Genomic DNA, 12,979 nt, shown 5'->3' with positions numbered 1-12,979 from the left:
ATCCGATCGTGTCGAGCGACGTCGAGACACATTTTCGAGCGCAGACGAGAAGCTTCGGCTGCGCTCGGCCAAGCCCCTCGACTTCGCTCGAGGCGAACGGAGTGGCGGCATGACTAATCTTTTCGATCTGACCGGCAAGGTGGCCGTAGTGACTGGCGCCAACACCGGCATTGGCCAGGCGATCGCCCTGGCGCTGGCGCAGGCAGGTGCGGACCTCGCCTGCGTCGGTCGTACGCCCGCCGAGGACACGGTCGGGCGAGCGCAACAGCTGGGACGCAGAGCGGAAGTGCTGAGCGCTGATCTCTCTACCATTGAGCCCGTGCAGCGGGTGATCGACGAGACGCTCGAGAAGCTGGGGCGGCTCGACATCCTCGTCAATAATGCCGGCATCATTCGCCGCGCCGACGCCGTCGACTTCACGGAGGCGGATTGGGATGCGGTGATCGACACCAATCTGAAGTCGGTCTTCTTCCTCTGCCAGGCCGCCGGGCGTCATATGATCGGGCAAGGCGCGGGCAAGATCATCAACATCGCCTCGATGCTGACCTTTCAGGGTGGCATTCGGGTGCCGAGTTACACCGCATCCAAATCCGGCGTCGGCGGAATTACCAAATTGCTCGCGAACGAATGGGCGGCAAAAGGCGTGCAGGTCAATGCGATCGCGCCTGGCTATATCGCGACCAACAATACCACCGCGCTCCAAGCGGATGAGGTGCGCAACAAGGCGATCATGGATCGCATCCCGGCGGGCCGCTGGGGCGATCCGGGAGATCTTGGCGGCGCGGCCGTGTTCCTGGCGTCCGCTGCATCCGATTACGTGACCGGGCACATCCTTGCGGTCGATGGAGGCTGGCTGGCGCGATGAGCGGGGTCGATCGCCGTGCTCTGCTCGGCGGGGCTGTCTCGCTGGCCGCACTGGTCCCTGTTCGCCTGCGTGCTGCCTCCACCGCTTCGATCGTACGCACCCGCGCCGGACCCGTGCGGGGTAGGATTGAAGACGGGCTCCACGTCTTTCGTGGCCTGCGCTACGGCCAGGATGCGCGCTTTCGCCGCTTCCTGCCGCCGCTCCCGCCACGGCCTTGGACTGAGCCTGCCGACGCCACCGCCTTCGCGCCATCCTGCCCGCAGAAGGGGCAGGTGGGACCGACCAGTGAGGATTGTCTGTTCCTCAATGTCTGGACGCCGGGGCCAGATGCGGCGGCGCGCCGCCCCGTCATGGTCTATATCCATGGCGGCGCCTATTCGACCGGCAGCGTGGTTACCCCGCTCAATGACGGTCGCCATCTCGCCGCACGGGGCGATGTCGTGGTGGTTACCGTCAATCACCGCCTTCACGCCCTCGGCTATCTCTATCTTGCCCGCCTCGATCCGCGCTTTCCCGATAGCGGCAATGTCGGCCAGCTCGACCTGATCCTGGCGCTGCAGTGGGTGCGCGACAATATTGCGGCGTTCGGCGGCGATCCTGGCAAGGTGATGGTGTTCGGTCAGTCGGGCGGGGGCGCCAAGATCGCGACATTGATGGGCACGCCGGCCGCTCGCGGCCTCTTCCACCGCGCGACTACGATGAGCGGGCAGCAGGTAACGGCGTCCGGACCGCTCAATGCCACTGCACGGGCGCGGGCGTATCTCGGCAAGCTCGGTATAGCACCTTCCGACATTGATCGGTTGCGTGCGCTCCCGATCGAGCGCCTCGTCGAAGGTCTGGACGCGAGCGACCCCATCCTCCCGTCCGGCGGTGTCTATTTCGGGCCGGTGCTGGATCAGAGGATACTCCTGCGCCATCCTTTCTATCCGGACGCGAACCCACGGGGCCTGTCTATCCCGATGATGCTCGGCAATATGCACGACGAAACGCGTGCGTTCATCGCCGAAGATAGCCCGGCCGTGCGCGGGCTTGACTGGAATAACCTGGCGCAGCGGCTGGCGCCGGAGCTGCGTGTGGACATCCTGCCGGACCATGTCGTCAGCGCCTATCGCGCCTTCTTTCCCCGGCACACACCCCTCCAGATATTCTACGCGGCCACGACAGCCAGCCGCAGCTGGCGCGGGCAGGTGATCGAAGCGGAGGAGCGGGCAAAGGCGGGTGCCGCCGCCTTCGTCTACCAGGTCGATTATGTCTCGCCGCAGGATCCCTCGCGCGGCACGCCGCATGGCATGGATATCCCCCTTGCCTTCGGCACGATAGATGCGCCGGGATCTCCGTCCGGCACGGGGCCAGCAGCACGCGCCGCCAGTGCAATGCTGATGAACGCTTTTTTGGCGTTTGCCAGGACCGGCGATCCCAACCATGTGGGACTGCCGCACTGGCCCGAATATGATCTGCGCCAGCGTGCGACGATGATCTTTGACGTCGGCGCACACGTGGTCAACGATCCGCGGCGGGAAGAGCGACTGCTGTTTGCTGCCGTGCCCTACATCCAGCCGGGCAGCTGATCGCGGTCCGACGCCGGTTTATATGCGTATTCTGATCGGGCCCCGCGGGCGGTGAATATATTTGTCGCCAGTGACATCCTCATCTCGGCGGCCCGCGCTGTCTCGGTCTTGATCTGATCCGCCGCCGCCGAAATCTTGCATCAGGATGGAGTCGGCTTCGATTGACACCGGTTACCGGATAGGGTTTATTCCGCCTCAAGCCAAAAGGCAGATCGCGGCTGGAACAGGCGCGGCAGAGGAGGATGTATGTTTGAAGGGGGTTATAAATCCGTCTCGCGCACCGGTGCGTCTATCGTTGCGCTTACTCTCGCTCTGGCGGCGCAGCCCGCGACGGCGCAAACAGCGTCGAATCCGACCGTGGATGCCGCCCAACCTGCTCCAGGTTCGCCGGATACGTCTCAGGAAGCTGAGATCGTTGTCACCGGTTTCCGCGCATCCTTGGATGCGGCGATCAATGTGAAGCGGAACTCGGTCTCCTCCGTCGACGCGATCGTTGCGGAGGATATCGCCAAATTCCCTGATCAGAATCTGGCGGAATCGCTACAACGCATTCCTGGCATCTCGATCCAGCGCGATGCGGGTGAAGGTCGTGCGATCACGGTGCGCGGCCTCGGCGCGCAATTCACGCGCGTCCGGCTCAACGGCCTGGAGACGGTGGCGACCGCGACCGATGGCGCCACAGCCAATCGCGACCGCGCCTTCGATTTCAATGTCTTCGCGTCCGAGCTGTTCAACTCGATCGTCGTGCACAAGACGGCCGAGGCGTCGCTGGACGAAGGCTCGCTCGGCGCGGTTGTCGATCTCAATACGGGCAATCCGCTGGCGGGCAAACGCGGCTTCACGCTGGTCGGCTCGGCCCAGGCCAGCTACAATGATCTCAGCAAGAATTTCGGGCCGCGCGTCGCTGGCCTGCTCTCATGGAAGTCGCAGGACGGCACCTTCGGCGCGTCGATCTCCGGGGCTTATTCGAAGACCAACAATCTGGAATTGGGCAACAATACGGTGCGCTGGGCGCAAGCCCGCTTCGACAATGTCAATGGCACGCCCTGCTTCACGACGACGGCCACCGGCAGCACGCCAGCCAACAATAATGGCGGCGTCTATCGCCCGAGCGCGGCCTGCGATCAGGCCGCCTTGTCCTTCCATCCGCGCATCCCCCGTTACGGCGTTGTGCGGCATGATCGCGAACGGCTGGGGCTGACCGGCAGCGTGCAATGGGCGCCGACCGACGCGACCAAGATCTCGATCGACGGCCTTTATTCACGGTTCAAGGAAACGCGCGAGGAAAAGTGGCTTGAAGTGTTGCTGCGCTCCAACGAACGATCGGTCAACGTCCTCAATCCGGTCTATGACTCCAACAACAATATGATCTCGGCCACGCTCAACGATGCGTGGGTGCGGACCGAACATTATCTGCGCAAGTCCAAAACCGATTTCTATCAGCTCGGGGGCAGCTGGGATCAGGACGTTACCGACCGCTTCAAATTCACTCTGCTCGGCGGTTTTTCCAAGTCAAACGCCGACATTCCGGTCGAGACCACCATCGTCTATGATGATCGCGACGCGCAGGGCTACAAGTACGACTATACCGACAGTCGTAGCCCGCTGCTGACCTATGGCACGAGCGTCACCGATCCGGCCAATTTCCAGCTCGCCGAAATCCGGGACCGGCCGTCCAACGTCACCAACAAGTTCCGCACGGCGCAGGTGCGAACCGAGTGGGAGGCGGTCGACGGCTTCACGGTGAAGACCGGCGCGGTCTATCGGCGCTTCGATTATGATATCACCAGCTTCACTCGCGACACGACGGTCTGCGGCAATGGCGGCAAGGATCTGGTTCTGGGCACCATCACCTGCTCGCCGACATCCCTGTTCGGGCCGACGGCCGTCTATGGCTTCCAGGCCAACTCGGCGCTGTCGGAGCTGGCCAAGCTCGGCCGGGCCGGCCAGCCTGACGGCACCACGTCCGAATTTCTCATCCCCAATATCGATGCGGCCTCGCAATTTACCGGCCTCTACAATCGCCCGCTCACGCTCGATCCCGGCAATAATCGCGGCGTGACCGAAGAGGTGAAGGGCGGCTACCTACAGATCGATGCCAAGGGGACCTTGCTTGGCCTCGATTACGCGCTGAACGCCGGCATGCGCTACGTCCACACCCATCAATCGTCTTATGGGTTGAACAGCGGCACGGTCGTGAACGTCTCGCGCAATTATGACGATTGGTTGCCGGCTCTCAACGTCGCCTTGTTCCCGACGCGCAACATCGTGGTGCGCGGTTCGATCGCTAAGGTGATGACGCGTCCGGCGCTTGGCAACGTCACGCCGGGCGGATCGGCCGACGGCTTCAACTATCGCGTGACCTTCGGTAATCCGCGGCTCGATCCCTATCGCGCGACGGCATTCGACGCCGCCGTCGAATGGTATTTCGCGCCGCAGTCGATCGTCTCGGTGGCGCTCTTCAAGAAGAATGTCTCCAGCTTCCCGGTGGCCGTGGTGCAAACGGGTGCGACCTTCACCTCGACCGGCTTGCCGGTTTCGGTGCTGGTGCCGTCCTCGCCGGCCGCGCTCAACCCGGATCAGCTGTCGCAGCCCATTTGGACGATCTCCACCACCGGTAATGGCGCGGGCGCGTCGCTGAAGGGCGTCGAGCTCTCCGTGCAGGCGCCGTTCAAGTTCCTGCCTGGTTTCCTGTCCAACTTCGGCGGTATCGCCAACGCGACCTTCGTATCCTCCAGCGCCACCTATACACAGCAGGGCCCCGCCGTCGTTCCCGGGGGCGCCCTGATCAACGTGACGCGCAATGCGACGCTGTACGGCCTCTCCAAGCGCGCGTTCAACGCAACGCTCTATTACGAGGATAAGAAATTCTCGGCGCGCGCGTCGATCAGCTACCGCAGCGGCTATGTCGATGCGGGCTCCGGCACCGGCAACATCTTCGAAGGCTATAATCCGATCACCAATGTCGATGCGTCGCTGCGCTACCGCATTACGGACCAGATCGAATTGTCGCTGGAAGGCACTAACCTTACGGACGCCTATCGGGATCGCTATGTCGATATCGATGCCAACCGCAATTACGAATATAATCACTTTGGCCGCACCTTCCTGATGGGTGCCCGCTTCAAGATGTAACCTCCCCTGGCGCCCTCCGCCTGCGGGTGGAGGGCGCTGCTTTTTGGGGCTTTGCTATCGTGACGATCAATCGCCGAGATGCTGTCGCGCTTGCGCTGGCCGGAACTGCCGCTGGCCTGGCGTCCGATGTGCGGACGAACAGGGCATCGGCTCACCCGGGTTCGGACATTCCCGACTGGAAGCGGGGCTTCGACAATCAGCGGATCGCCGATCTTGGCGACGGCCGCTTCCTCAACCCGCTGATCGCCGGGGATCACCCCGATCCTGCCATCCTGAAAGATGGCGCCGATTATTACATGACCTTCTCGAGCTTCGATTCCTATCCGGGCCTGACGATCTGGCATTCGCGCGATCTGGTGAACTGGCAGCCGCGCAAGGCAGCGCTGACACGCAATATCGGCTCGGTCTGGGCCGTCAGCCTCGCCAAGCATGCCGGGCGTTATTTCCTCTACGTGCCTGTCAAGGCGGACCCCAATTCGATCTGGGTAATCTGGGCCGACCATATCGACGGCCCGTGGAGCGATCCGATCGACCTTCGTCTGCCGCATCATATCGATCCGTGCCACGCGGCGGGGGAGGACGGATCGCGCTGGCTGTTCCTGTCCGGCGGCGATCGCATCCGTCTGGCCGAGGACGGACTATCGACTGTTGGCGAGGTCGAGCATGTCTACGATCCCTGGCATTATCCGCCCGAGTGGGATGTCGAGAGCTTCTCGCCAGAGGGACCGAAGATCGAGCGCCACGGCGACTATTTCTACCTGATTACGGCCGTCGGTGGCACGGCCGGGCCGCCGACCGGGCATATGGTGATCGCGGCGCGATCTCGCTCGATCTACGGGCCGTGGGAACAATGCCCTGCCAATCCGCTCGTCCGCACTGTGCGCGACGACGAGAAATGGTGGTCGCGCGGCCATGCATCGCTGGTGGAGGCGCCCGACGGCAGCTGGTGGTCGGTTTATCACGGGTTTGAAAACGGCTTCTGGACGCTCGGCCGTCAGGCGTTGCTGGATCCGATCGAATGGACGCCCGACGGCTGGTTTCGCATGACCGGCGGCGATCTCGCCAGCCCGATCGCCAAGCCGCGTGGGGGACGCGCGCTGCCGCACGGTCAGCCGCTGTCGGACGATTTTGCGACGCTCCAGCTCGGCGGGAAATGGAATTTCTTCAAGCCCGGACCGGCGGAATCCGGTCGCGTGCGGCTCGAGCGCAACGCCCTCATCCTCAAAGCGTCGGGGACTGTACCCAAGGATTCATCGCCCTTGCTGCTGATCGCGGGCGATCCCGCCTATCAGTTCTAATGCGATATCGAGATCGCGCCGGGAGGCACCGCCGGCCTGCTGCTTTTCTATGACGAGATGCTGTATTGCGGGCTTGGTTTCGACGAGAGCCGCTTCGTCACGCACCAATATGGGATTGAACGTGGCCGCCCGGCCAATCCGCACGGCCGGCGCATGAAGATCCGGGTGGCCAACAAGCGCCACATCGTCGCAATCCATACCAGCGGAGATGGTGGCCGCACCTGGCAGCGCTTCGACCGCGGCATGGAAGTGTCGGGTTATCATCACAATGTCCGCGGCGGCTTCCTGATGTTGCGTCCGGGTCTCTATTCCGCCGCGGCGGGGGAAGCCAGCTTCCGGGACTTCCGCTACCGCGCTTTATAGCGAGCCCTAGCGCCCGTGAAAAATGGGACTGGGCTTCCCAAATTTGGGGTATGTCCGTAGCGCCCACCCTCTCGATAACGCCCTATCCCTATATCTTGGCGCTGGGAGACAGTCTCACCGCGGGGCATGGGCTACCGCGCGGCGCCTCCTTTGCCGACCGGCTGGAATATCTGCTGCGCGCGCACTATCCCCACGCCGCCGTCGTCAATGCTGGCGTCTCCGGCGATACCAGCGCGGCCGCGCTCCGCCGTCTGCCGACCGTGCTGAGCGCGCTTCGTCATCGCCCGTCGCTCGCCATCGTCGAGCTCGGCGCCAATGACCTTCTGCGCGGCGTCCCGCCGGCTAGGACATTGGCAGACCTCGATATGATCGTGCAGGAGCTTCGGCGCTGCGGCATTCCGGTGCTGCTCGCAACGCTCGAACCGCCGCCGATGCTCGCGGCGCTGGGGTTGCCGTATGACGATATCTACGCCCAGGTGTCCGCACGGCACGATGTCGCGCGTCATCCCTTCTTCCCGCCCGGGTTGCTGGGCCACCCCGATTTCGTCCTGCCCGACCGCTTGCACCCCAATGCCGCCGCGATCGAGCGCGTGGCGCGGCATATGCTCGCACCGGTCTTGGCGGAATTGTCGAAAACGCAGGCTGCCGCCTGAGCGGCCGCGTCGCGCCCTCGCAATAGTCGCGCGCAATCCTTATTTACCCGGAAGACGATCCGTGGAGGATCCTGTCTCGTCATTTTTGCCGTCGCGGCGAGACGCCGTGGCGATCGACAAGGAGAGCGGAGCATGAGCACCGAACGTGCGGTTTTGGCCGGAGGCTGTTTCTGGGGCGTGCAGGACCTGATCCGGAAGCTGCCCGGGGTCCTTTCCACCCGGGTCGGCTATTCGGGCGGCGACGTGCCCAACGCCACCTATCGCAACCATGGCACCCATGCCGAGGCGATCGAGATCATCTTCGATCCGCAGGAAATCAGCTTTCGCCAGCTGCTGGAATTCTTCTTCCAGATCCACGATCCGAGCACGGTTAACCGCCAGGGCAATGATATTGGCATGAGCTACCGCTCCGCCATCTTCTACACGACGCCCGAGCAGAAGGCGGTGGCGCAGGACACGATCGCCGATGTCGACGCGTCCGGCCTGTGGCCGGGCAAGGTCGTGACCGAGGTCGCACCGGTGGGCGATTTCTGGGAAGCCGAGCCCGAGCATCAGGATTATCTGGAGCGGATCCCGAACGGCTATACCTGCCATTTCGTCCGCCCGGGCTGGCGCCTGCCGCGCCGCGCGGACGCCGCCTGAATGTGCTCGCCCCCTCTCTGCGCGAGAGGGGGCAGTGGCCGCCTGACCGAACGCCGGGACTATCGCAAGCCGACGCCGTGTCGACTGACTATGCGTCAATCAACCGGCAGAGATATTGATAGAGCTTCGCCGGCAGAACCGGCTTGTGCATGAGTAGCAGCCCGCTGCGGCTCGCCTCGCGCAAGCGCTCCGGCGCCGTGTCGCCGGTGATCAATAACGCCGGAATGTCGCTGCCGAGATGGTGGCGAAGCGTTGCCACTGCTTCGGCGCCGGTTCGGCCCTCCTGCAGTCGATAATCGCAGATGATCGCGTCGGGCTGCACGCCGTCCGACAGGAGGAGGATCGCATCCTGCTCTGACCCGGCCGCAAGGCAGACGCAATCCCAGCTCTCGAGCAACTGGCTCATGCCGGCGCGGACGATTGCGTCGTCATCGACGACGAGGAAGCTGCGCCCCGCAAGCTGCCCTGAAGGTATCGTGTCGGGAAGATCGTCAGTCGCGGCGTCGCTGTGGCGGCCCGACGCCATGGGTACGCCGACCCGGAAGACACTGCCGCGGCCTACGACGGAGGAAAGCGAGATTGAGTGGCCGAGCGAGGCAGCCAGTCGGTGCACGATCGCCAGGCCCAGTCCCAACCCTTTCTGGCGGTCGCGCTCCGGATTGCCCAATTGTAGAAATTCGCTGAAGATATCCGCCTGCTGATCGGCGGCAATCCCGATGCCGGTATCGTACACTTCGATGGAGATGCCGCCATTGCGGCGACGGCATCCTATGACGATGCCGCCGCGCTGCGTGTAACGGATCGCGTTCGAGATGATGTTCCGTAATATCTGCTCCAACAAAATGACGTCGGATCTCACCCAGCAGGATGTTGGCCGCGCGCGATAGATCAGCGCCTTGGCGTCGGCCATCGGCGCCAGTTCGAATTCCAGTTTGTCCAGCAGCGGCTGCAGGGGAAAGTCGCGGATAGTGTTGACGATCACGCCGGCTTCGATGCGTGAGAAATCGAGAAGCGTGTTCAGCATCTCGGATGAGGCGAGACTGGCATTCTGCGCGCTTTCAACGGTGCGGCGCTGGGTCGAGGTCAATCGGCTGTGCGCCAGCGCCTCGAGGAACAGCCCCAGGGCGTGCACCGGTTGGCGCAGATCGTGGCTGGCGGCCGCAAGGAAGGTCGACTTGGCCGCATTGGCCCGTTCCGCCTGAAGCCGCGCTTCCTGCACCAAGTCCATCTCCTGTCGCAGTTGATCGACCAGCCGGGCATTTTCGAATTGCAGCTTTATGCCCTCGCGGATGCGCCGGTTGGCGATGCGCGCCTGCCCATAGAGGCCCCCCACATACAGGATGCAGCACAGCGACAGCGCCTGATAGGGCGTCGTGCCCATCACCCAGAAACGCGTGAAGACGAAGCCCAGCATGGGGAGGGCCAGCGCCAAATAGAGGTCTCGTAACGGCGCCAGCAAGGCGACGGCATTGCCGCACAGGGCGCAAAGCAAGGCGATCAGAACGATACTGACGGCAGGATCGGGGGATGGCAGTGCGATCCAGAGAAGCGCGCCCCAGGCGCAGCCTTCGTAGATTTTGAGGGCGGCCAGCCCATGCTCGACGCGCTTGCCGAACACACGATAATCACCCGATCGCAGCAGCCAGCGTGCGATGCCAACCAAGGTGAACCGGCCGATCAGGAAAGCGATATACCAGGCGAGGAGGAGCCGATGATCGGCCGCCGTTCCGAGCAGGAAGACAAGCAGGGTCGGCAACAGGATTCCGACGATCAAGGACGCGCCGACGCCTTCCAACACCATCCGCACTTGCTCCGCCCGCACCACGCCGGGCGCCGAAGCGCTCACCGAATGATGCCAAGGCGGCGCGCGGCGAAGGCGGCCTCGGTCCTGCTCGCCACGCCCAAAGCGGCAAGCAGCGCCTGAACATGGCCGCGCACCGTATGTTCGGAAAGGTTCAGGCGCCGTCCGATCATCTTGTTCGACAGCCCCTGGCAGACAAGATCCAGGACCTCCTTCTGCCTGGGAGTCAGAGAGGACCGCGTAGGGGGCGCGCTCTGTCTCGGCGATGCGCCCGAAGGATCGTCCAACATCTGGCGTAATGTTGAGATCATCCTGTCGGGCCGTTCAGTCTTCGCCAGGAAGGTCTCGGCTCCCATCGCTAAAGCATCGTTGATCACATCGTCAGTATCGAATGCCGAAACCACGACGATCCGCGCATTCGGCCATTTGCGTTTCAATGACGGCATGCCGTCAATGCCACTAATTCCGCGCAATTGTACATCCAGCATCAGAATAGACGGACGGATTTCATCATCGGCCAATGCTTCTTCGAGAGAAGCGGCTTCACAGATCCGCGCGTTGCGCAAGCCGGTTGCGAGCATCGCGGCAACACCGGATCGGAAGAGGGCGTGATCGTCAATGATCAGGATGGTCGGACGGTTCATCACGTCGCACCGTAGCGGATCAGGGATGAATGTCTCGGAAAACAGCCAGTCCGGATGGACTATAGCGGCTCTTCGTCGTGCACCGTAAGGCGGGCCTCGCAAACACTGTGCTGATCAGGCTCTTTCGGACGCAGGGGGGAAGCGTCTGCAAGTGGCGAACTGCGCAAGGATAGGGGTAATTGCGGTGGATGTCATCGGACATGAGGAGGACAGGCGTGTGCCGACTTCTCTGACGCGCCTGATCTTTTGCAGATTAGACCGGCATGATCCCGATCGTCGTGCCGTCTCGTGGGATGGATTAACCTACGTGAGTACATGTGCCGGTTGTGGTGCTGACATCTGGCGAAAGTCACGCAAGCGATGGAAACGCCGATACAAGGAAAGCAGATAATCGCTTCCGTATTTTATAAGACGTTGTAATGGCAAGACAGTATCAGTGACTTTTATCGAAGGGCGGGGGCGCCCCTTATTGTCGCTGCTTGATGATCTGTTAGCGTAACAGGGGGATGTTTCGATGCGCGGCAATCCAGTGCGGCGGCAACTCGCCGCGGGGACCTCTCTTACCTCCCATGTAGCGATGCGGGCGTTAGCGGGCGGTGTCGCCGCGACGATCCTGCTGGCGGCGAGCGTATCCGCCCAGACCACCCGTGGCGGTAATGGAGCCCGCGGGAATGGCAGCTCGGGTCCCGCCGGGGGTGTCAGCAGTGCTGTCGGCGCAGGCGGCGCGGGCGCTCCGGCAACTGAGGGGTTTCAGGGTGGCGCGGGTGGCGGTGCGGGGATCACCGGCGGAAATGGCGGCAGTGCCGACTGGATCGACGTCGAGGTCGGCGGGGGGCAGGGCGGCGCGGGGGGCGTGGCGGCCGGAGCGGCAGGTGGCGCCGGCGTTGATGGTCAATCCGCCATCGGCGGCGGCGGCGGTGGCGGCGGTGCCCACGGCGCGCTGATCACTACATCGGCTACCCCCGGTGCTGCGGTCGTAGGCGGTGCAGGTGGCAGCGGCGGTAATTCGAGCGGCGGCAACGGCGGCGGTGGCGGAGCGGGCGGCTTCGGTGTAGTCGTCGATAACCCTGGCGGCGTAATCACCTTGAACGGCGCGGTCATTGGCGGGCGCGGCGGAGACGGCGGTGTCGGCGCTCGGACCGGCGGCGATGGCGGTGACGGCGGACATGGCCTGGTCATCGGTCCGTCCATCGCCACGATTGAGGGAGCGATCCTTGGTGGCGCGGGCGGGGTAGGCGGATCTTTCACCGATCAGCAATTTGGCCAAAGCAAAGGCGCCTCCGGGCGAGGTGGAACAGGCATCGTCGCGACGAACGCAGGCCTGATACTCAGAGCCGCAGTCAGCGGCGGCGTTTCAGGTGACGGCGTCACGCAGGGCTTGGCGCTCTCTTCCTCCGGCAATAGCGAACTCTTGCTTGAAACAGGCTGGAGCCTGACCGGTGGTGTCGACATCGCGAATGGCGGCTTGACCATCAAACCAAACGGCAACGCGACTTTGACCAATGTCATTTCGGGTGCCGGGCAGCTCATCAAGGGTGATCCTGGTACGCTCACCTTGTCGGGTGCCAACACGTACAGCGGCGCAACGACGGTGGCTGCCGGCACATTGCAGATCACCAATGCCGGCGCCCTTGGGACCACGGCGGGCGGGACCATTGTAAGCTCCGGTGCGACGCTGGCGCTGTCCGGCGGCATAACGGTGGGTGCGGAGGCGCTGACGCTATCGGGCGCGGGTGCGGCAGGTTCCGGCGCGCTCACCAGCGTGGGATCGGGCGTGAATAGCTATCAAGGTCCGATCACGCTGGCGGCAGCCAGCACACTGAATGTCCAAGGCACGAGCTTGCTCAACCTGTCTGGCGGGATCACGGGTGCGAACACCGATCTGACACTTACCGGGACCAGCAACAATAGCGGCAACATCAATGGTGTTATCGCAATTGGCGCCGGCGCGATCACCAAGACCGGCTCGACGCAGTGGGCTTTTGGGGGCGCGAATACCTATACTGGCTT

General features: G+C 63.4%; 8 protein-coding genes and 1 pseudogene. 7 read left to right on the top strand and 2 right to left on the bottom strand.

Annotated features, from left to right (window positions below):
• The first annotated feature begins 109 nt into the window (after positions 1-109).
• From kduD to msrA, 6 genes and pseudogenes are all read left to right on the top strand, one after another.
• A complete protein-coding gene (kduD, locus tag ACOJSI_RS13650; protein ID WP_420138843.1) occupies positions 110-865 on the top strand; it encodes a 2-dehydro-3-deoxy-D-gluconate 5-dehydrogenase KduD in 756 nt (251 codons plus the stop codon).
• A complete protein-coding gene (locus ACOJSI_RS13645) occupies positions 862-2,433 on the top strand; it encodes a carboxylesterase/lipase family protein (RefSeq protein WP_420138842.1) in 1,572 nt (523 codons plus the stop codon). Before kduD ends, ACOJSI_RS13645 begins: the two co-directional genes overlap by 4 nt.
• 246 nt (positions 2,434-2,679) lie before the next feature.
• Positions 2,680-5,568, top strand: coding sequence for a TonB-dependent receptor (locus tag ACOJSI_RS13640; RefSeq protein WP_420138841.1), 2,889 nt, complete (start codon positions 2,680-2,682; stop codon positions 5,566-5,568).
• Positions 5,569-5,627: 59 nt separating this feature from the next.
• Positions 5,628-7,229, top strand: a pseudogene (locus ACOJSI_RS13635) (family 43 glycosylhydrolase).
• A gap of 50 nt (positions 7,230-7,279) precedes the next feature.
• Entirely contained in the window at positions 7,280-7,882 is a 603-nt protein-coding gene (locus ACOJSI_RS13630) for an arylesterase (protein ID WP_420138840.1), read from the top strand.
• 132 nt (positions 7,883-8,014) lie between these two features.
• The gene (gene msrA, locus ACOJSI_RS13625; protein WP_420138839.1) at positions 8,015-8,524 is read left to right on the top strand and encodes a peptide-methionine (S)-S-oxide reductase MsrA; all 510 of its coding nucleotides are present in this window, start codon (positions 8,015-8,017) and stop codon (positions 8,522-8,524) included.
• Positions 8,525-8,612: 88 nt separating this feature from the next.
• Here msrA and ACOJSI_RS13620 read toward each other — a convergent pair whose 3' ends face one another.
• Positions 8,613-10,370: a hybrid sensor histidine kinase/response regulator gene (locus tag ACOJSI_RS13620; RefSeq protein ID WP_420138838.1), complete on the bottom strand. Its 1,758-nt coding sequence runs from the start codon at positions 10,368-10,370 to the stop codon at positions 8,613-8,615.
• Positions 10,367-10,969 (bottom strand): response regulator, encoded by a 603-nt coding sequence (locus tag ACOJSI_RS13615; RefSeq protein ID WP_420138837.1) that lies wholly within the window; start codon positions 10,967-10,969, stop codon positions 10,367-10,369. The genes ACOJSI_RS13620 and ACOJSI_RS13615 overlap by 4 nt, the downstream gene beginning before the upstream one ends.
• Before the next feature lie 514 nt (positions 10,970-11,483).
• Here ACOJSI_RS13615 and ACOJSI_RS13610 point away from each other — a divergent pair.
• The coding region (locus ACOJSI_RS13610; RefSeq protein ID WP_420138836.1) for an autotransporter-associated beta strand repeat-containing protein at positions 11,484-12,979 on the top strand (1,496 nt) is incomplete at its 3' end.

The organism is Sphingomonas sp. (assembly GCF_048595155.1).
Classification (GTDB): domain Bacteria; phylum Pseudomonadota; class Alphaproteobacteria; order Sphingomonadales; family Sphingomonadaceae; genus Sphingomonas_I.
This window is presented reverse-complemented; position numbering and strand designations above follow the sequence as displayed.

What these genes read in the sequence shown, in the direction of transcription:
- kduD (WP_420138843.1), top strand. Translation starts at nt 110, where the DNA reads ATGACTAATCTTTTCGATCTGACCGGCAAGGTGGCCGTAGTGACTGGC.
- ACOJSI_RS13645 (WP_420138842.1), top strand. Translation starts at nt 862, where the DNA reads ATGAGCGGGGTCGATCGCCGTGCTCTGCTCGGCGGGGCTGTCTCGCTG.
- ACOJSI_RS13640 (WP_420138841.1), top strand. Translation starts at nt 2,680, where the DNA reads ATGTTTGAAGGGGGTTATAAATCCGTCTCGCGCACCGGTGCGTCTATC.
- ACOJSI_RS13630 (WP_420138840.1), top strand. Translation starts at nt 7,280, where the DNA reads ATGTCCGTAGCGCCCACCCTCTCGATAACGCCCTATCCCTATATCTTG.
- msrA (WP_420138839.1), top strand. Translation starts at nt 8,015, where the DNA reads ATGAGCACCGAACGTGCGGTTTTGGCCGGAGGCTGTTTCTGGGGCGTG.
- ACOJSI_RS13615 (WP_420138837.1), bottom strand. Translation starts at nt 10,969, where the DNA reads ATGAACCGTCCGACCATCCTGATCATTGACGATCACGCCCTCTTCCGA.